Here is an 18,585-nt window from a genome sequence, read left to right as displayed (position 1 = left end):
CGGGGGCCCCCCGGGGGGGGGGCCGCCGCCCCCCCCCCCCCCCCCGCCCTACTGTTTCTGGGACGGAAATCACGTGTTCAAAAGGCCACTGACGCGCATGTGGGTCTTGCTACCTGCGAGGCATTTTTTTCAAGAACTGCCGGTCACGGCTCCGCGCAAACAAAACTGCTGGCGAGATTCACATTGCCCTTGCCGACATAGCGAGGAAACAGCGGATAGCGGCACAGCGGACGTGAGCGTCCATTAGTCGCCGCAGCGATATCCGTTGCCGTCAATGTCTCGGGCGATGCCCCGCGCGTCACCCAATTATCGAGCGCGCCTAGCAGATCGACCGATGGAATGAACGCGCCGCTGCCGTGCTGGAATCCCGGCACCATGTACAAGCGCATGAAACTATTGACCTGGTCGACACCGAACCGGTCGACCAGCGTGTCGTAATACGCGATTGTCTGGTTCGGGCTGATGACTTCGTCGGCGAGGCCTTGCAGCGTGATGAGCTTGCCGCCGCGCGCAATGTAGCGCGTGAGGTCGGGGTTCATCGCGCCGATCGTCTGCGACAGCGCGACCAGTTGCGCGCGATATTTGCCGGGGTGTTGCGGGTCGAACCTGAGCGAGTCGAAGCTGGCGTCCCGTGTGACGAAGTAACGGATATAGCCGTCGCCTTGCGCGAACAGGTAGCCGTTGGCGAAGAACGTCGGCAACGGCAGGCGCTCCGGCTGATGCGCGAGGCCGAGCAGGCCGGTCAGACGCGTGCCCTGAAAAATGTTGTAGCCGCCATAGCCGTTGACGTCCCACGCCAGACGGTAAGGCAAGGAAAGCCCGTCGCGCATCACGAGCAAAGTGGAGAGCTGCGTGTTCGTGAGGCATTCATCGTGCGACGGCGTGCGTCCGCTGCAGCGCAACGAGTCGATGATCTCCGTTTCGTGGTCGTGGCACGCGGCGACGTCGCTGACGATACCGTCCGCCGCGCCGTCGAGCCGGTCGCAGGTGGCGAGGGTTCGTTGATAGACGTGTTCGAGCAGCAACGGCGGAATGAAGCCGCCGGGCGTGGTGTATTCCGCCTGGCCGAGTTTCACGCCGAGCAGGCGCACCCCGGAAAAATTGAGCGCGGGCGAATTGGCGATCACGCCGTCGTAGTCGTCGGGAAAGCGCTGCATCACGGTGTAGCCTTCGCGGCCGCCGGTCGAGCCGCCGGCGAAATACATCCGTTGCGGCGGCCGTCCATACGCGCGCGCAATCAGGGCAAGCGCGGCATCGTGCGTTTTCTTCAGGTGCGCAAAGCCGAAGTTCGTGACCGCCTCGTCGACGAGGCCGAACACCGCGACCGATGAATCGCCGACGTGCCCCGAGTCGTCGCCGAAGGTCGCATAGCCTTGCGCGAGCGGCGCGCGGTTCGGCGAAAACGGCATCACGCCGGTGCCGCTCACCACCACGCCGTTGTAACCGCCCCCGCCGATCTGCAGCGCGCGGCCGTTCCAGCGACGCGGCAAGTTCAGATCGAAACGGATATCGGGTGTGGTGGCGTTGAACCCTTTAATGCGGCCGGTGATGCGGCAATATTCGCCGCCTTGCTGATTGCCGGGCGCGGTGGCGCTCACCATCGCCGCGCTTTCGATCTGTACGCCGGCGGTCGGCAACGCAATGAGTTCGGGCTGCAGAACGGCGCCCGCTAATTCCGCACAGCGCATGGCGAGCGGCGCTTCCTTGAGAGCGGCGAGCGCCGGGTGAGCGGCGAGCCACAACATCGCGCCGACAACGTGGATGACCGCGCGCGAGTCTCGCGCGACACGCGCACGGCGCCGGCGCGACCTCATCCGTAACCCGCGCCATTGGCAGCCGCCGCCGACTGCTGCCCTCTCCAGCCGCGCCAGCCGCGCGCGATCATCAGCACGGCGCCGATGGCGACGAGATCGCCGCCGAGTCCGATCAGCACGCCGCGAAAGCCATGAAACATATGCGGCGTCGCCGTATCGACGATCAGCGAAACCAGTGTGCCCGCAACGAAACACACAAGCCCCGTGCGGCCGACCGTGACCACGGCAGGCAAGCGCCGCGCGAGCCACGCGATACTGCCCATGCGCACGAACTGCGCGGCGAGCCAGGCAATGACAATAAAGTTGATCACGCGGTCGGGAGACAGATTCTGTTTAAACGTGCCGGGCAACGGTTGCGTCAGCACGAAAAGTTTGACGATAGCGAACGCCAACACCGCGACCACCGCGATCCGCGTGAGCCAGCGCGCGGTACGGGTTGCGTGAAAGCGCTCGCTGATGGGCTGCACCCGGCAGAGAATCCCGAGCACGAACATCAGTTGCCATGCAAACGGATTAAAAGCCCAGTTGGCCACGTCGTCAATGCTGAATAATGCGGCCAGCGGCCGGGCCAACGCCCAGATCAGCAAGCTCAAGCCGAGCGCCATGAGCGACGACCGCCGCGCCAGCGGCACCGCGAACGGCACGCACAGCGCGAAGATCACGTACATGGGCAACACGCTCGACAGATAAGGCTGGCGCCGCAGCAGCATGATATCGAAGGCTTCGCGCAGCGGCTGAACCGCGAAAGGCGGCCAGCCGGTGAGATCGACCATGGGACGGTTCAGATTGAGCGACGCGAGGATCGCGCCGGACAGCAGCGTCAATACCGCCGTCAACAGATAGGCGCGGTAGATTTCCCAGCAGCGCCTGACAAAGCGCATTTTCGCCGCGTTCTCACCGCGGCCCGCGAGCACCGCCGTGTACGCCGCCGCCGACGCATATCCGCCCAGAAACACGAACACTTCCGCCGAATCGCACAACGCATACGCGTGCAGCATCAGATGCGACAGCGTGCTGCCGGGAATGTGATCCAGCACGATGACGATCAGCACGACGCCGCGGAAGAAGTCCACTTCGATCGAGCGCCCTCCAAGGGGACTTCCTCCGGGGCGGCCGCGACGGGTTTCCATTCAGGTTCTCGCAGGATAGGCGCGCGTCTGCCGCGCGTCGTTTTTCGTAGGAACACCATGACAATAAAACGTTCCCAGCGAGGCTGCGCGGTCCATCGGCGCGCGCTGACAACCTGCCTCTAATTTCAAATTACGTGGCGGCGATTTGAAATTCCGTTGTCGGCATGCGGTAATACTGAGTCGTCACGCATTCGGTTCGCGGCAAGATTTGCGGCTTTAATTCGCCGGGCGCGAATGCAATCGGTAATCAGCGCAAAAAATAAATCGCAGAGAGCGATGCGCGATTTTTTTTGCTTTTTTTCATCGTAGGATGGTTTCATGCACGCCCGTCGGACCTCGCGCGTTTCGCGCGATGCCACCTTTCGACGGCGTCCACTCATGTGGACCGGACACGCGGCCGGCCGATCCGCGATCGGCCGGCACGCCGAGCGTCATTGCGACGCCTTTCCAACCGCCACGGCCGACCTGAGCGTCACCGATGCGCGCCGGTCCTTCCATTACCGCCCCGAACGGCTGCGCTGCGCGCGCCACCTTCGCACTGGAAGACGACCACATGAACAACAGAATTGCCGGCTTCGACGGATTGCGCGCGATCGCAGTCCTGATGGTATTTTTTCAGCATCGCCTGTTCGGCGACATCGGCGAGATCGGCCATCTCGGCGTATGGATCTTCTTCGCGCTGAGCGGTTTTCTGATCATCGGCATTCTGTCCGCGCAACGCACGCGCATTGAAAGCGGCGCCAGTCGATTCGGCGCTGAATTGAAGCGCTTTCTGTTTCGCCGAACCCTGCGCATCTTTCCGATTTACTACCTGATGCTGGTGGTGATGTGCGTACTGATGGCGTTCGGCATGGCAAGTCCCGAACTGGCGAGCGGCATGCCGTTTCATTTTGCCTATTTGTCGAACATCTGGATCGGCTCTGTGCTGCACTACTGGCCGGGGCGCTACTCGCATTTGTGGAGCCTCGCGATCGAGGAACAGTTTTATCTCGTGTTCGCGCCACTCCTCTTGCTGCTTGCCGCGCGCCGGCATCGCGCGGTGTGTCTCGCGATCGTCGCGGTCGGGCTCGCGTCGCTGCTGGCCATGCGCGCGGCGCATTGGCCGGACATCACCATCTACACGCACCCGCTGACGAACTTCTGGCTGCTCGCGTTGGGCGGCATGGGCGGCTTGATGATTGCGGGCAAAGCGGGCCGCTTGCGGGCGCGGCTAGGACACGGCGTGACGCTCTTCGTGCTGAGTCTCGGGCTCGTGGGCTTTTGCGCGACTGAGCCGATCTGGAGCCAGGTGGACAATCCATTGCTGTTCACCGTGGTGAGCGCCTCGTATGGCGTGTGCATCGCTGCGCTGGTGTGTTCGATTGCCTGCTGCCGCAACGCCGTCGTGATCGGCCTGCTCGAAACGAAATGGCTGGTGAGCTTCGGGCGAATCAGCTATGGCTTCTATCTCTATCACAACCTGATCCCCGACCTGACCCGCAACCATCACGCGGCGGCGCTCTTCGGCGGCACGGTGCCCGTGTGGGCGCACGTTGCGGGCATCGCCGGGTCGTTTGTGATTTCGCTCGTGATGGCGATGCTATCCTGGCGGCTGATCGAAGAGCCGATCCTTCGTTTGAAGACACGGCGTGCGCCGGCAACGGCCGCGACGTCCGCTTCGGCGTACACGCCGGCTGCGTTGCGCTCGCGTCGTGAGCGAGCGGAGCATTCGTCGAGGAATGAGAGCGCCGCGTCGGACGCGGTCTAACCCACGCGCGACTTACGTTTCACTGGCAAGCGGCGCAAGTGAGGGCACGGTATCATGCGGCCTCACTTAGCCGGCTGCTTCCGATCTTGCGTGACACGCGGGCACCGAACTGGCCGAACGATAACAACAAGCCACCGCCCGCGCGCTGTCCGGTCGATCCGATCCGCGCGGCCGGCTCGCGGATTCCGACACGCGCTTTCCAATCATGTCTCATCTCACTTTCGCCGGCGGCGTTCTGGGCGCAGGCCTGCAGGCGCTAAACCTCTACGCGTTGCTCGGCATCGTTGCCGCACTTCTGCTGGGCGGAATGGTCAAGGGCGTGGTCAGCATCGGCGTACCGCTCGTGGCGATGCCGATCCTGAGCCATTTCCTGCCGATCAAGGAAGCGGTTCTTCTGCTGTCGATGCCGATCATCCTCGGCAATATCCCGCAGGCACTCGAAGGCGGTGAACTGCTGCCGACCGTCCGGCGCATCGCCGCGCCGCTGATCGGCACGGTGATCGGCAATATCGTCGGCGTGACCGTATTGATTTCGCTCGCGCCGCATCGCGCGCAAGCGGCTGCCGGCCTCTTGCTGATGGTCGCGGCGTTGCTGTTGCTGGCGTCGCCACGGCTGACGCTGTCGCCGACGTGGGCCAAGCCGGCCGGGTTCGTACTAGGATTCGGCGCGGCCCTCATGGAGAGCATTGCTTCAGTGCCAGGGCCCTTGCTCGCGATGTATCTGATCGCCACCGGCGCGACGGGCAAAGCGTTCACGAAGCAGATCGCCATTATTCTGGTGGTGTCGATCATCACGCTCGTCGCGACATTCAGCGGCGGCGCGCATGCCAGTTGGACGGATCTCGCCATCTCGGCCTGCGCGAGCGTGCCGGTGATCGCGGGAATGCTGCTGGTGCGGCCCTTGCGAGACCGCTTGCCGCCCGCCGCGTTCCGGGTTCTCGTGCTGGTATTCGTTGCGGCCGCCGCAGCGCAGATGATCTGGAAATCCGGCGTTTTATAGGGTTTGCGCCGTTAGCGCTTACGCAAAACGGGCCGTGGTACGCGCATTGCTGCACAACGGTGTATCCCTAATCAACCGGAGAGCCCGTCGTGGCAACCATGGCCAATTCCCCGAATGAGCAAGAGCACGAGCCCGAGCGCCAGCCCGAAGAAGACCCGGGCGGCCCGCCTACCAAGGTGTCCAAGCCGATCGGCGACGCAATTCCCACGCCGGTCGAACCGGGTCTCGATCAACCGCTGCCAAAAAAAGGCGAAACACCGCCGCCCGCTGACGACGCCAACGCTGATGGCGAGGCGCTGGGCGACACCGAAACGCCTCCCGGAGTTCCTGAGCCCGGTCCGTCCGATTTCGCGTAACTAGCTAGCGCCGGGCAATAAAAAAGCGGCGCCATTTACTGGCGCCGCCCGTCGTTTGCCGTCGAGGCAGTCAGTCGATCATCGGTTCACGCCGCTTCCGGCTCGTGAACGATCTTCAGCGTGCTCTTGTGTTCCCTGATCAACCGGTACACGGTTTCTCCGGGCACGGTCTCCTGCTCGAGCAATTCGTCCGCGATTGCGCGCAGCACCGGCTCGTACGCGTGCAGCAAGCCGTAGCACAGTTCATTCAGCTCCTTGAGCAGCACATTCGCATGCTCGATGGCGCTCTTCATTTGCAAACCCGCGTACTGCGACGGCAGCGCCGCGAGGCTGAACAGATCGCCGTCGCTGTTGAAGCCGAATTTCGACACCATGTCGAGGCTGATGCGCGACGCTTCCTGCAAATCCGAAGCCGCACCGCTCGATGCTTCGGAGAACGTGAGAATTTCCGCGTTGCGGCCGCCGAGCAAAACCTGGATTTCGTTGCGAATCTCGGTCTCGCGATACAAATGCTTGTCCTGCGCTTTCGTGATGAGCGCAACACCCAACGCACCGCCGCGCGGCAGGATCGTGACCTCTTCCAGCACGCCCGTGCCCAGCAGCGCGGCGACGAGACCGTGCCCCGCTTCGTGCACGGCGATGCGCGTGCGTTCATCCTCGCTGAGCGCGCGCTCGGCGCCGCTCACGTCGCCGATGCGCGCAATCTTGATCGCTTCCATGAAATGCTTCGAGGTGATTTCGGTGTCGCCGGATTTGCGCGCGACGAGCCCCGCCTGATTCACCACCATCGCGACCGTTGCCGGCGACAGGCCCGTGGTCAGGCGCGCCAACTGATCGTAGTCGATGTCGGCCGCTTTCGACTTCAGCTTCTCCGCGTAGAAACGGAAAATCTTCGCGCGGTCTTCGCGATCGGGCAAACGGACCTGCACGGTGCGATCGAAGCGGCCCGGCCGGCGCAATGCCTCGTCCAGATTGTCGGGGTGATTGGTGGCCGCGACGATGATGACGCCTTCGTTCGAAGCGAAGCCATCCATTTCCGCCAGCAACTGATTGATGATGCGGTTGCTCTCCGCTTCGACCGGGCCGCTGCCCGTATCCGTGCGCTTGGCGAGCCCGTCGGCTTCGTCGATGAAGATCACCGTGGGCGCATTCTTGCGCGCCAGTTCGAACAGATGCTTGACCTTCTGAATGCCGACGCCGTAATACTTCGCGCTGAAATAGCTGCCCGTGATCGAGATGAAGTTCGCGCCGCACTCGCCGGCTAGCGCCTGGGCAAGCCGCGTCTTGCCGACGCCGGGGCCGCCCACCATCAGAATGCCGCACGGCGCGCGCACGCCCATCGACGTGAATTGCTTCGGGTCGGACAGATAGCCGCGAATGTCCGCGAGCGCCGCCTTCGCTTCGCCCGCGCCGATCACATCGTCGAAACGTAGGGCGGGCGCCCTGGCGAGCAGCGTGGCGCCGCCGCGCATTTCGCGGCGCATGAACCACACCATGCCGCCGATCAACAACAGCGGCAACAGCAGGCTGATGGCGTCGCGCGTCTGGTCGAAGACCTGCACCCAGCGCGAGCCGCCGGTTTGAATATCCGCATCGGGAAGCCAGACGAGTTGATACGCCGCGGCCTCGTCGGCCTTCGGTTCGCCGAGCAGCAGCGCATGCGAGAACGTCGCGTTGTGGTCGGTGACGAAGTATTTCGTGCCGTCGCGCTTCGAAATCAGAATCGCGTTGGGGCTCACGCCGATCGCGGCAACCTTGGCGTCGTGAATATCGCGCAACATTTGCGAGGCGTCTTTCTCTTCATGCGTCCATGCCGAGGAATCGTGGCGCATCTGGCTCGCGACGCCGGTCAGCGCCGGCGCGACCTGCGCTGCGCGCTGCTGGTAATGCCACACGCCAAAGGCGAGCAACACTGCGATAAGCGCCGCCGTCACCGACATGGCGATCTTGCGTGAGCGTCTTTTACCAAGCGAGTTATTTCCCGGCTTCATGAGTCAGTTCCAAAAACGGGCCCAAAGCGAGCCCCGATACTTGTCAAAGTTCAGATGGGCAGAGGTTGGCGGAGGGGGATCGACTGATGCGACACCATGCATGACCGGAAGAAAGGACACCCAACCATACGTCCCTTTTAACAACGTGCACACGGCCAGTATGCCGTGCCGCCGCTTCTTCCAAATCGCAGAAAAGGCCTAGTTCTACCGTCTATCCAGCGCTTTCGAGCCGCCGGATTTTGGGGAGCGAGCGCTGCGTGCATTGCGGTAACAGCCTGCTCCGGCGCACAGTTTATCAGCGCTAAATTCATTGCGTATTCTGCATATCTACTATTAACCGCTCCCTATTTAAAAGCGGTCAGAATTACTGAATATCGCCTTGCCGCGCTCGCCTATCTTCTGACGAAAAATACCCGCTGCCGCCGCGCTCGTCTGCATCTACTCTAAAGAGACTGCCGTGGATGCAGGTTCGATGCGGCGAGCCGCACAATCCTGTGCATGACCGCCGCGCGACACGATGAGAGGACCGCCATGCACGACGACACCCCGCTGTTCGATACTGCGCTGACGCGTTTGCTCGGTTGCCGGCACCCCGTGATTTCGGCCGGAATGGGCGGCCCGGCGCGCGCCGAGTTGGCGGTCGCCGTTTCTGACGCCGGCGGATTCGGCCTGCTCGGCATGGTTGGGGAAGCGCCGGAAGTGATCGAGTGTGAGATCGCCGCGGTGCGCGCAACGACGAACCGGCCGTTCGGCGTCAATCTCATTCCTTTCCGAACGGAGCCCGCGCTGCTCGATGCGCAACTCGCCGTGTGCCGCGCGGCGCAGGTGCCGGCCATGTGCTTCTTCTGGGATGTCATGCCCGACGTGGTGAAACGGGCCAAAGATGCCGGCGCGCTCGTCCTCTGGCAGGTCGGCTCGCTCGAAGAGGCGCTTGCCGCGCAACAGGCCGGCGTGGACGCGGTCATCGCGCAAGGCGTCGAAGCGGGCGGCCACGTGCGTGGACGCATCGGCATCATGGCGCTGCTGCCGGAAGTCGCGCAGCGTCTGCACGTGCCGGCGGTGGCCTCCGGCGGCTTCGCGACCGGCGCCGGGCTGATTGCCGCGCTAGCGCTCGGCGCAGCGGGCATTCAGTGCGGCACGCTATTCGTCGCGACGCATGAGTCTTTCGCGCACGACTATCACAAGCAGCGGATCGTCGATGCCCGAGCGGGCGACACCGTGCACACCGACCTTTTCGCGATCAACTGGCCACCCGGCTCGCCGGTGCGCGTGCTGTCGAACAGCGTGACGCGCGAGGCCGGCGACCGTCTGTTCGGCAATCATCCGCATGTGTTGCCGCGGGAAGAAATCGCCCACGATGATCAAGGGCCGATCTACAAGTTCAGCACGATTTCGCCGCTCCGCGATACGGTGGGCGATCTTGAGAAAATGGCGTTGTTCGCGGGGGAATCGTCGGCGCTGGTCGAGCGATGCGCGCCGGTGGCGGAAGTCATCGACCGGCTCATGAGCGAGGCGGTGGACGCAGCGGCACGGATTCACGCCGCAGGTGTTCATTGACACTCAAGCACTGGGGATGTGCGACGGGCCTCTTCGGGCCCGTTCGCACCATCGCCATTTGCTCTCAGGTTCTGCTGCTTTTATTAGCGATGCCGGCATGCATCGATCTGGTTCTCCCCGACTGAAATCCGGTTCTCGCGTTCCTATGCTTCGACCGACTCAAGCGGCCGTGCGCGGCTTCAGCGCATTCCGCGCCATCTGCGCCATCTGAGCTTCGCTCGCGAGTCTGTCGAGAAGTCTCGTCAGGCGGTGCCGCTGGCTGGCAATCAACTCGTAAGTTTCTTCCAGCGCCCGGATCCGTTTTTCCCAATACTCGTGGTCGAGCGGATACAGCCCGCCTGACGCGTCCCCACGCGTCAGGTACTCCACCACGTTCTCGAAATGTTGCAACTGGCTGTCTACCAGACTAGTCGGACGCCGAGCGCCGCGTTGCACGGTCGGTTGCATGTTCGTGCCGCTCATCTTTGATACCCCGTGAATTGCCTGTCGGCAAAGCGTGAACCTCGCACCCTTGCACCGCGCGAAATGGCTCGGCGCTGTTTCTGCGCGCAGTTGCGATTCCGATAACGCGCGGCGGTCGACTGCCTGCCGCGCCGTCAGCGAAAACGATCTGCATCTAATCACGCAACATTAATGCCGCTTTTTTGTTAGGCTTGACCGTACGTCTCAAAATTGGACGACGGCGCGTGAAATAGCCGCGTAGACACGCCGCGGCCCCGTCGGCACGCCTTTCTCGCTTGTAACAACCGATTCAATGAACCAGCGCACCCTGCCGCAACATCTGGCCGCGGCCGCCGCGGCCGATTCGCGCTCCGCCATTTCGACGAGCCGTTTCAGTACGCACGGACTGGCACCCGCCGAACAATTCCTCGCCTGGCGCCAGCGCGTGGGCCATGTGGTCGACGCGCCGCCATCGAAAGCGCAGGTTGCCGGAGGATTTCGCGGTGAAATCGATTTATACGCGGTCGGCGGCATGATTTTTACGGACTGCCGCACCGATTCGATGCTGCTGGAACGCTCGGTGGCTCGCGTATCCACCGACTCGCGGCGCGATTACGTGTTTCAGCTCTTCGTGGAAGGGGAAGTCGGCCACGTCACCGGCATGCACAAGAAACGCAGCGCGCCGGGTTCGGTGCCAGGCATCGTCGCATTCGATCTGAACCAGCCGTTCCGCGCCGAACGCCCCGAATGCCGCCTTCTGAGCCTGTTCGTGCCGGCCGCGGTGGTGGATGAAGCGTTACGCGACGGCGCGGCGATTCACGGCCGCATCGTCCAGCAAGGCTCGCCGCTGACCGGCGTCGTACTGGATCACATGACAGCGCTCGCCCGCGACATTGCGCGCCTCGATCCGGCCAGCGCCATCGATGCCCTGCAGGCAGGGACGCAGTTGCTGGTGGCCACGTTTCGCAAGGAGGCGCGCCTAAGCGGCGCGGGCCGCGCCGCGCTGCAGGCCGCGGTGATGGGCCGGGTACGCCGTTATATCGAAGCCAATCTGCACCAGGGCGACCTCACGCCGACCAGCGTCGTTCAGGCGCTGCAACTGAAGCGCGCGACAATCTATCGCTGGTTCGAGCACGAGGGCGGTCTTGGCGCCTATATTCGCAACCGCCGGCTGCGCGAGGCGGCGGACGAACTAGTCCGTTATCCGCACGTGCAGGTGGCGGAAATCGCTTTTGGACTCGGCTTTCAGAGCGCATCCGACTTCACCCGCGCGTTTCGCCGCGCCTTCGACATGAGCCCGCAGGACATGCGCGCCCGCGCCTTCGACCTGCAGCACTTGCGCAACGCAGCCTAACGTTTCAGGCAGCCGGCTGCGACGCGCTTGTAGCGCGAGCGCCCGCCTCCGGTTCCGCTTCCGGGAACGCCTTTAGCGCGATCAGCGTGAGCGCGGTGGCGCCCATCAGGTACCACGCCGGGATCATCGGATCGTCCGTCCGGTTGATGAGCCACGTCACCAGAAACGGCGAAAATCCACCGAACAGGACCACGCCCAAGCTGTAAATCACCGATAGTCCGGCCGCGCGCCGGTGCGCCGGAAACGCTTCCATCATCAGCACCGAAGCGGCGCCGGCGTTGTTCACCGCGAGCGCCACGTAAGACGTGATGATGACGAGCGCCGCGAGATCGCCCGCGCCGTGGGTCAGCGCCCAGAAAGCGGGCCATGCCGCCGCCAGCGACGCCACGAGCGACGCGTATTGCAGCGTTTTGCGGCTCGCGAGCCGGTCGGCCGCGCGCGCGATCAGCGGCGTCACCACGAGAATCACCACGCCTGAGAGGCACGCCGTCAAAAGGCTGATCGCCGGCGGCCGGTGCAATGTACGCACCAGATAGGCCGGCATGTAGAACACGGTGACGTAGATGCTCACGGAAGGCGCCGCCATCATCAGAATGCCGCAGACGAGCGGGCGCGTGTGCTCCGCAAACAGCCGTCGCGGGCTGAGCCGCGTGCGCTCTTGCGGCGCGGCCGCCGGCATGCGGCGGCGCAGGTACCAGCCGACCGGGCCGATCAATCCGCCCAGCACGAACGGAATGCGCCAGCCCCAGTCGTGCATGGCGGCGGGCGACAGAAATGCCGTGGTGCCCGCCCCGACCAGTGCGGCGGCGAAAGCGGCCGCGCCCTGGCTGGCGCCGCGCCAGCTCACCATGAAACAGCGGTGCCGGTAGCCGGCCGACTCCATCAGCGACGCCGACGCCGGGCCGATCTCGCCGCCCGCCGCGAGCCCCTGCATCAGGCGCGCGAGCACCATCAGCACGGTCGCCGCCGGACCGATCGATGCGTAGCTCGGCAGACTTGCGATCAGCCACGTGCCGAGCGTCATCAATGTGAGCGATACGGTGAGTCCGGCTTTGCGGCCGCGGCTGTCGGCAATGTGGCCGATCATGATCGCGCCGAGCGGACGCATCACGAAGCCCGCGCCGAAGGTGGCAAGCGAGAGCAACAGCGACGATGCCGGATTGTGCGACGGAAAGAACAGATTGCCGATCACGACAGCGGAAAAGCTGTAGACGGTGAAGTCGTAAGCGACAAAACCATTGCCGATCACAATGGCGGCGACGATACGCCTGAGTTCGGCGCGGGACAGCGGGGCCGCTTTGCCGGCAGCAGTGTGCATGAGTGGCCGTCGACGAATTCGTGGCGATTTTCAGGAAAGAAACGGAAGAAACGCGAGCGGGTTATTCAGCTCAACGGCCCGGCACGATGCAATTTGACGCGGCGCGGGCAAGTGGCAGGCCGCTCGACACTCAAGCGGCACGCGGCCGTCCTTTGCGCTTCGGCTCGACCGGCTGCACCACGGCCGCCACCGGCGCCACGCGCAGACTGCGCTTGAAATACGGCGAACTCATGGTGGCCGCGCCCATATCCGACGCGGCTTCGAGCAAGGCCGGCGCCAGCTCTTTCAGGCGCGCTTCCGGCAAACGGCTGGTCGGGCCCGCGAGACTGACGATCCCCACCACCAGCCCCGTCAACGGATGACGGATCGCCGCCGCCATCGAAGTCATGCCCGCCTCGTAGGTTTCGCTGGCGACGCCGTAGCCGCGCTTGCGCGCGCCCGCCAGGTCCTGCAGGAACTGCTGGATCGTTTTCGGCGCCTTGGGGCCGCGCGGGCCCGCCTTGCCGATGCCGCCCTGACGCGACACGAGTTCGAGCGCTTCCTCGTCGCTCATGGTGGCGAGCCACGCCTGGCCGCTCGCCGTGCAATGCAGCGGCGGCTGGCTGCCCATGTCCGGGTCGTAGCGCAAGCCGGATTTGGCGCCCTGCGCCTTGCCGACGAACGTGATGTGATCATCCTCCACCACCCCCAGCCGCGCCAGTTCGCCCGACGCGGCCGCCAGCCGGTCGAGCACCGGCTGCGAAATATCCAGCACGCCGCCGGTGGACAGCCACATCAGCGCGAGCGACACCAGTTTGAGCGCCAGCACGTATTCGCCGTGCTCGTCCTGCCGCACGTAGCCCTCCTCGCTCAATTCGGCCAGCAGGCGATGGGTGCCGCTGCGCGGAATATTCAGCGTGTCGGCGATCGCGGCCAACTGCATGCTGCCGCCCTGCTTCGCCAGCAATTCGATGATGGCCAGCGCCCGCTCCAGATTCCCCGCCATGTTGCACTCTCAATTCGATTTCGATACCGAATGAGAACACGATTCCATATCGGAACTCAAGAGCGCCCGCACGATGCGCCAATGAATTTCGCTGATCTCAGTGTCCGATGCCCGCGCTGACCTGCAGCACCGGCCCGCGATGACGTGCGCCCTTGAGCAGCACCGCCGCCGCGCCGACCGCGGCCGGCAGCGCGAGTGACGTGAACACCTGGCCGAAGCCCCAGTTCGCGTGCAGCATGCCGGCGCCCAGCATCGCCCCCGCAATCCCGCCGAAGCGGCCGATGCCGAGCATCCAGCTCGTGCCGGTGGCGCGCATGCGGGTCGGATAGGAGCCCGCCGCCAACGCGCAGAATCCCGTGTTGGAGCCGTTCATGCAGTAGCCCATGGCGAACGCCAGCACGCTGATCGCGGTGATGCCGTGGCCGGGCAAGCCCATGTACCAAGCCAGCACACCGCCCATGAACACGGTTGCGCCCAGCGCTCGATGCGGATTGAAACGGTCCATCTGCCAGCCGATCGCCAGCGAGCCGATCGTGCCGCCCGCCTGAAACAGCGCGCCGACCACCGCCGCTTCGGCGAGCGTGAAGCCCGCGCCGTGAATCAGCGTCGGCAGCCAGCTGCCGAGCAGATACACGGTCAGCAAGCCGGCGAAGTAGCAGACCCACAGCATCACCGTGCCGAATGCGTAGTCGCGCGACAGAATCAAACGGACCGGGCTGCGTTCGCGCTGCGGCGTGTCATGCGCGACGAAGCGCGTGGACTGATCGGCGCTGCCGGGTTCGAGGCGGTTCATCACCGTCACGAGCCGCGCGCGGCGCGTTTCCTTGAGCGCCAGGAAGCGCGCGGATTCGGGCAGCCATTTGATCATCAGCGGCACGTAGAGAATCGGCAGGACGCCACCGAGAATCAGCACCGAATGCCAGCCGTGCGACGCGATCAGCCATGCGCTCACGAACCCGCCGCCAGCCGCGCCGAGCGTGAAGCCGCAAAACACCGTCGTCACCATCAGCGCGCGGCAGCGTTGTGGCGCGTATTCGGCCATCAGCGTGGCGGCGTTGGGCATGGATGCGCCGAGACCGAGGCCTGTGAGAAAGCGCAGCACCGTGAGTTCGCTGATGTTGCTCGCGAAGGCGGAGCCGAGACTCCAGACGCCGAAGAACAGCACCGCGCCCGTCATCACTGTCTTGCGGCCGAAGCGGTCCGCGAGCGGTCCCGCGCACAGCGCGCCGAACGCGAGGCCGAGCAGGCCGCCGCTCATCACCGGACCGAGCGCGTCACGCGGAATCGCCCACGCGCTCGACAAAGCCGGCGCGATGAAACCGACCATCACGGTATCGAGTCCGTCGAGCGTGACGATGAACATGCACATCAGCAACACGAGAATCTGAAAGCGCCCGACGGGTTGTTCGTCGAGCAACTGCTGCACGTCGATGACGCGCGAAGCGGACGCGGGTTTCCGCGGCGCCTTGAGTGAAGGTTCCATCAGGTGTCTCCGGACTGTTGTTATCGTTATCGCTATCGATTGAGGTTGCCGGTCTCATACCGCGCGACATCTTTGGCGTGCGCTTCGGCGGACCGGCTCGAAGGAAGATGAAACCGACTACGTCATCGCATAGGTCCGTTCGAGTACGGCGAGCATCGCCTCGCGCAGCTTGCGGGCGCGCTCCACCGCGGGCGTGGTTTGAGCCCACCGTTGGGTCGGCACCTCGATACTGATCGGCAAATGATCCGGCAGCGCGCGCAGAATGCCGCCAAGGTCGAGGCCGCCCTCGCCCGGAATCAGACGCTCGCAACGCGCCTGGTACAGCAGCGTGTCGAGGTCGGCAGGACGCTCGGCCGGTGCGTCGCAAAACTGCACGTAGCCGAAGTACTCGCGTGGCAACGCGCGCAATGCGTCAGTCGATGAACCCGCGCGGTCGAAGTGAATCGGGTCGACGATCAGGCCGGTATTGCGCCGTGCCGCCGCCTTGACGATGCGCGCGCCCTGCGTGATGTCCTTCACTTCGGTCCACGGCATCGGTTCGAGCGAAGGCGACAGGCCGAGCGGCGCAGCCAGATCGCAGAGTTGCGCGAGATGCTCCGCGGTGCGCGCTTCGTCAGGATCGTTGCCCGCAACGAGCACGTAGCGCGCGCCGAGTTCGGCGGCAGTATCGAGCATCGGCTTGTATGCGGCCACATCGGTATCGGGCTTGAGCCGCAGAATCTCGACGTCGAGCACCTTGACGCCGGTGTCGCGCAAACACGCAAGCGTCTCGCGCTTCAACGGCGTCGTGCCGATGATGTCGTGGCGTACTTCGTGATCCGTGGCAGGCAACAGGCGCAGCCCGACGAAGCCGTAGCCTGCCTCGGCCGCGCACTCCACCATTTGCGACGGGCTCAGTTCGAGCACGGTCAACGCCGATAGCGAGAGCGCCCGTGAGTTGTGCTGGGTCATGTCATTTCCTGAGTTCGATTTCATCTCCGCGGGTCCGCGCTCAGCGCAACGGCGAGAACGGCGCCGGCACGCAGATCGTCGACTCCATCGTGGTCAGGTGCGCGGGGCCGCCCTTGGGTGGCCAGATGCCGTCCTTCACCGCTTCGGCGCGAATCCGCGAACGTTCGTCGACGCTCGCATACGGCCAGATGTTCAGAAAACGCGGCACGTTGCCGTCGAGCGAATACATCGCGCCGACCAGCGGCGAACGCTGCGTCCGCTCGGGCACCGCTTTCTCCCACGCGTCGATGGTGTGCTGCAGGCTCGCGAGCTTCGTGCCATAAACACGCATCTCGTAGATGCCGCCGTATACGGCCGGTTCGATCGGCGGCAGAAACGGAAAGAGCGAATAGCTGTCGATCTTCACGTCCGTGACGAATTCACCGCAGCCGAACGGGTTGCCATCGAGCAGCATGCGTTTGCGCTCCGTGATCAACGCGGCTTCCGAATCGAAGCCGCGCAGCACCAGCACCTGGCCAAGCGCGCCGATATCGGAATGCCAGCAGCCGAGCAGCTTCAAGCCCGGTTGATCGCCGCTTGCCTGAATGCTTTCGAAGACCTGCGCGTTCGCGCCGATCTTCACCGTCAGTGTCACTACGTCGTAGAGCGTCATTACATGTGTCCTTGTGGCTGAATGGTGGTGTTCGTGGTGTTCGTGGTGTTCAAGGCGGCCTGTGTTGATGCGTCTTGCGCTACGTGCGCCGCCCGAGCTTCTCCGGCGATGGAAAGGCCCGCGAGATAACCGAAGGTCATCGCCGGGCCGAGCGTGATGCCGCCGCTCGGGTAGCAGCCACCCATCATGCTGGCGCTGTCGTTGCCGACCGCGTAGAGGCCCGCCACGGCCTGGCCCGCGTGATCGAGCACGCGAGCGGTGGCATCGGTGGCGAGGCCCGCAAACGTGCCGAGGCTGCCGGGCAGCAGCTTGACCGCATAGAACGGCCCGTCTTCGAGCGGCGCGAGACACGGACTCGGCGCGTGCCGCGCGTCGCCCTGCACGCGGTTGTACGGCGTCGAGCCCTTGTGGAACTGCGGGTCGAAGCCATCCTTCGCGTAGCTGTTATAGGCCGCCACGGTGCTCTCCAATCCATGTCGATCGATGCCGCATTGCGCCGCCAGTTCGGCAAGACTGTTCGCGCGTTTCAGATAGCCTGAGCGTCGATACGGCGCGGTGGGAAACGGAAACGGCTTCGAGAAGCCCAGCCCGTACCGCCGCTGGAAACGATGGTCGCAAACCAGCCACGCGCAGACCTCCTCACCGGCAGGCGTAGTGCCGATCAGCGCGCTGACGAAATCGTGATACGACGAGGCTTCATTGACGAAGCGCCGGCCCGCGCGCGTCACCGCGATCACGCCCGGCTTCGCGCGCTCGATCAAATGCGGAAACGCGACGTCCGCGCGCCCCTTGCCTTGCGGCACGAGCGAGACCGGCGCCCAGGCTGCGGGCGTTTCGAGCGAAGCATCGAAGCGCGCACCGATCGATTCGCCGAGGCGAATGCCGTCGCCGGTATTGGTGAGCGGCGCGGCGGACCAGTGTTCTCGCCCCGACGGCGTATAAGCAAAAGTTTGCGCACGGCGCGCGAGGTCGTGCGGATAACCGCCGCAAGCCAGCACCACGCCACGCGCGGCGCGCACCTCATGCGGCACGCCGTCGATCTCGACACGTGCGCCCATCACGCGGCCCGCCTCGCGCAGCAACGCGACGGCCTCGGCGTTGGTGCGCAGATCGACGCCGAGATCGGCTGCGGATTTGAGCAGTCGCGCGACCAGCGCATTCCCGTTCACCAGATGCATCGAGCGGCCGTAACGCAGCTTGTGGCCCGCGAACACCGCGAGCCTGCGCAGCACGTGCCATGCGGCGCGCACTGAACGCGTGGCGTTAAAGAAATGCGCGAGGTCCTGCCCTGAACCGATCGCCATGCCTTTGAGCGTCACCACGCCGAGCGGCTCGCGCAACCGCTCGATCAGCGGCCCGAGTTCGCGGCCGTCAAATGGCATTGCGCACACCGAGCGGCCGCCGCTCACGGCACCGGGCGTGGTATGAAAATCGGGAATGCGGTTGCCGTCGACGAAACGCATGGACGTATTGCGTTCGAAGAACTCGATCATTTCGGGACCGTAGTCGAGCAACGCGTCGACCTTGTCCGCATCGAAGTGCGCGCCGAGTTCGTTGCGCAGATACGTGCGCGATGCTTCGGGTTCCTCGACAATGCCTGCGCGCGTTGCGAGCGGGTTGCCGGGAAGCCACATCCAGCCGCCCGACCATGCGGTCGTACCGCCGAACACCGCGGCTTTTTCCGCCACCATCACGCGCAGCCCGCGCGTCGCGGCGGTGACCGCGGTGGAGAGGCCGCCCGCGCCGGAACCCAGCACCAGCACATCACATTCGAGTATCGGATCGCGCTTCATTACCAGTTCGTTT

16 protein-coding genes are annotated in these 18,585 nt (G+C 64.5%); 5 read left to right on the top strand and 11 right to left on the bottom strand.

Annotated elements, in window-relative coordinates:
• Window positions 1-143 precede the first annotated feature (143 nt).
• The 3 genes from P0D96_RS42030 to P0D96_RS42020 all read right to left on the bottom strand — a co-directional run bounded on the left by P0D96_RS42030 (window position 144) and on the right by P0D96_RS42020 (window position 3,264).
• Entirely contained in the window at window positions 144-1,814 is a 1,671-nt protein-coding gene (locus tag P0D96_RS42030) for a tannase/feruloyl esterase family alpha/beta hydrolase (RefSeq protein WP_408319758.1), read from the bottom strand.
• Entirely contained in the window at window positions 1,811-2,944 is a 1,134-nt protein-coding gene (locus tag P0D96_RS42025; protein ID WP_408286387.1) for an OpgC domain-containing protein, read from the bottom strand. Before P0D96_RS42025 ends, P0D96_RS42030 begins: the two co-directional genes overlap by 4 nt.
• Window positions 2,945-3,069: 125 nt before the next feature.
• Window positions 3,070-3,264, bottom strand: a complete 195-nt coding sequence (locus P0D96_RS42020) for a hypothetical protein (RefSeq protein WP_408319756.1) — start codon at window positions 3,262-3,264, stop codon at window positions 3,070-3,072.
• A gap of 233 nt (window positions 3,265-3,497) precedes the next feature.
• Between P0D96_RS42020 and P0D96_RS42015 the strand changes: the two genes are divergently transcribed.
• The 3 genes from P0D96_RS42015 to P0D96_RS42005 all read left to right on the top strand — a co-directional run bounded on the left by P0D96_RS42015 (window position 3,498) and on the right by P0D96_RS42005 (window position 6,047).
• Window positions 3,498-4,691 (top strand): acyltransferase family protein, encoded by a 1,194-nt coding sequence (locus tag P0D96_RS42015; protein WP_408319754.1) that lies wholly within the window; start codon window positions 3,498-3,500, stop codon window positions 4,689-4,691.
• 205 nt (window positions 4,692-4,896) lie between these two features.
• Window positions 4,897-5,691 carry a TSUP family transporter gene (locus tag P0D96_RS42010; RefSeq protein WP_408177888.1) on the top strand — a complete coding sequence of 265 codons (795 nt, stop codon included), beginning with the start codon at window positions 4,897-4,899 and terminating at the stop codon, window positions 5,689-5,691.
• A gap of 89 nt (window positions 5,692-5,780) precedes the next feature.
• A complete protein-coding gene (locus P0D96_RS42005; RefSeq protein WP_408286392.1) occupies window positions 5,781-6,047 on the top strand; it encodes a hypothetical protein in 267 nt (88 codons plus the stop codon).
• An 86-nt stretch (window positions 6,048-6,133) separates the two neighbouring features.
• Here the strand turns inward: P0D96_RS42005 and P0D96_RS42000 are convergent, their stop codons facing one another.
• A complete protein-coding gene (locus tag P0D96_RS42000) occupies window positions 6,134-8,038 on the bottom strand; it encodes an AAA family ATPase (protein WP_408177886.1) in 1,905 nt (634 codons plus the stop codon).
• Between the two features lie 531 nt (window positions 8,039-8,569).
• Between P0D96_RS42000 and P0D96_RS41995 the strand changes: the two genes are divergently transcribed.
• Entirely contained in the window at window positions 8,570-9,595 is a 1,026-nt protein-coding gene (locus tag P0D96_RS41995; protein WP_408319752.1) for an NAD(P)H-dependent flavin oxidoreductase, read from the top strand.
• 159 nt (window positions 9,596-9,754) lie between these two features.
• Here the strand turns inward: P0D96_RS41995 and P0D96_RS41990 are convergent, their stop codons facing one another.
• Complete coding sequence (locus P0D96_RS41990) at window positions 9,755-10,057, bottom strand: hypothetical protein (RefSeq protein ID WP_408319750.1); 303 nt, start codon at window positions 10,055-10,057, stop codon at window positions 9,755-9,757.
• Window positions 10,058-10,349: 292 nt separating this feature from the next.
• Between P0D96_RS41990 and P0D96_RS41985 the strand changes: the two genes are divergently transcribed.
• Window positions 10,350-11,390 carry an AraC family transcriptional regulator gene (locus P0D96_RS41985; protein ID WP_408319748.1) on the top strand — a complete coding sequence of 347 codons (1,041 nt, stop codon included), beginning with the start codon at window positions 10,350-10,352 and terminating at the stop codon, window positions 11,388-11,390.
• A 4-nt stretch (window positions 11,391-11,394) separates the two neighbouring features.
• Here P0D96_RS41985 and P0D96_RS41980 read toward each other — a convergent pair whose 3' ends face one another.
• The 6 genes from P0D96_RS41980 to P0D96_RS41955 form a co-directional block, all read right to left on the bottom strand.
• Complete coding sequence (locus P0D96_RS41980) at window positions 11,395-12,708, bottom strand: MFS transporter (protein WP_408286400.1); 1,314 nt, start codon at window positions 12,706-12,708, stop codon at window positions 11,395-11,397.
• A gap of 130 nt (window positions 12,709-12,838) precedes the next feature.
• Entirely contained in the window at window positions 12,839-13,693 is an 855-nt protein-coding gene (locus P0D96_RS41975) for an IclR family transcriptional regulator (protein WP_132381976.1), read from the bottom strand.
• 97 nt (window positions 13,694-13,790) lie between these two features.
• The gene (locus tag P0D96_RS41970; protein ID WP_408319746.1) at window positions 13,791-15,176 is read right to left on the bottom strand and encodes an MFS transporter; all 1,386 of its coding nucleotides are present in this window, start codon (window positions 15,174-15,176) and stop codon (window positions 13,791-13,793) included.
• 117 nt (window positions 15,177-15,293) lie between these two features.
• Window positions 15,294-16,127: a sugar phosphate isomerase/epimerase family protein gene (locus tag P0D96_RS41965; protein ID WP_408319744.1), complete on the bottom strand. Its 834-nt coding sequence runs from the start codon at window positions 16,125-16,127 to the stop codon at window positions 15,294-15,296.
• Between the two features lie 40 nt (window positions 16,128-16,167).
• Window positions 16,168-16,779: an NIPSNAP family protein gene (locus P0D96_RS41960; RefSeq protein ID WP_408286406.1), complete on the bottom strand. Its 612-nt coding sequence runs from the start codon at window positions 16,777-16,779 to the stop codon at window positions 16,168-16,170.
• Window positions 16,779-18,572 (bottom strand): FAD-dependent oxidoreductase, encoded by a 1,794-nt coding sequence (locus P0D96_RS41955; RefSeq protein ID WP_408319742.1) that lies wholly within the window; start codon window positions 18,570-18,572, stop codon window positions 16,779-16,781. The genes P0D96_RS41960 and P0D96_RS41955 overlap by 1 nt, the downstream gene beginning before the upstream one ends.
• Window positions 18,573-18,585: the final 13 nt, after the last annotated feature.

It is taken from the genome of Paraburkholderia sp. RL17-347-BIC-D (assembly GCF_046027915.1).
Taxonomy (GTDB): Bacteria; Pseudomonadota; Gammaproteobacteria; order Burkholderiales; family Burkholderiaceae; genus Paraburkholderia.
This window is presented reverse-complemented; position numbering and strand designations above follow the sequence as displayed.

What these genes read in the sequence shown, in the direction of transcription:
- P0D96_RS42030 (WP_408319758.1), bottom strand. Translation starts at nt 1,814, where the DNA reads ATGAGGTCGCGCCGGCGCCGTGCGCGTGTCGCGCGAGACTCGCGCGCG.
- P0D96_RS42025 (WP_408286387.1), bottom strand. Translation starts at nt 2,944, where the DNA reads ATGGAAACCCGTCGCGGCCGCCCCGGAGGAAGTCCCCTTGGAGGGCGC.
- P0D96_RS42020 (WP_408319756.1), bottom strand. Translation starts at nt 3,264, where the DNA reads ATGAAACCATCCTACGATGAAAAAAAGCAAAAAAAATCGCGCATCGCT.
- P0D96_RS42015 (WP_408319754.1), top strand. Translation starts at nt 3,498, where the DNA reads ATGAACAACAGAATTGCCGGCTTCGACGGATTGCGCGCGATCGCAGTC.
- P0D96_RS42010 (WP_408177888.1), top strand. Translation starts at nt 4,897, where the DNA reads ATGTCTCATCTCACTTTCGCCGGCGGCGTTCTGGGCGCAGGCCTGCAG.
- P0D96_RS42000 (WP_408177886.1), bottom strand. Translation starts at nt 8,038, where the DNA reads ATGAAGCCGGGAAATAACTCGCTTGGTAAAAGACGCTCACGCAAGATC.
- P0D96_RS41995 (WP_408319752.1), top strand. Translation starts at nt 8,570, where the DNA reads ATGCACGACGACACCCCGCTGTTCGATACTGCGCTGACGCGTTTGCTC.
- P0D96_RS41990 (WP_408319750.1), bottom strand. Translation starts at nt 10,057, where the DNA reads ATGAGCGGCACGAACATGCAACCGACCGTGCAACGCGGCGCTCGGCGT.
- P0D96_RS41985 (WP_408319748.1), top strand. Translation starts at nt 10,350, where the DNA reads ATGAACCAGCGCACCCTGCCGCAACATCTGGCCGCGGCCGCCGCGGCC.
- P0D96_RS41980 (WP_408286400.1), bottom strand. Translation starts at nt 12,708, where the DNA reads ATGCACACTGCTGCCGGCAAAGCGGCCCCGCTGTCCCGCGCCGAACTC.
- P0D96_RS41975 (WP_132381976.1), bottom strand. Translation starts at nt 13,693, where the DNA reads ATGGCGGGGAATCTGGAGCGGGCGCTGGCCATCATCGAATTGCTGGCG.
- P0D96_RS41970 (WP_408319746.1), bottom strand. Translation starts at nt 15,176, where the DNA reads ATGGAACCTTCACTCAAGGCGCCGCGGAAACCCGCGTCCGCTTCGCGC.
- P0D96_RS41965 (WP_408319744.1), bottom strand. Translation starts at nt 16,127, where the DNA reads ATGACCCAGCACAACTCACGGGCGCTCTCGCTATCGGCGTTGACCGTG.
- P0D96_RS41960 (WP_408286406.1), bottom strand. Translation starts at nt 16,779, where the DNA reads ATGACGCTCTACGACGTAGTGACACTGACGGTGAAGATCGGCGCGAAC.
- P0D96_RS41955 (WP_408319742.1), bottom strand. Translation starts at nt 18,572, where the DNA reads ATGAAGCGCGATCCGATACTCGAATGTGATGTGCTGGTGCTGGGTTCC.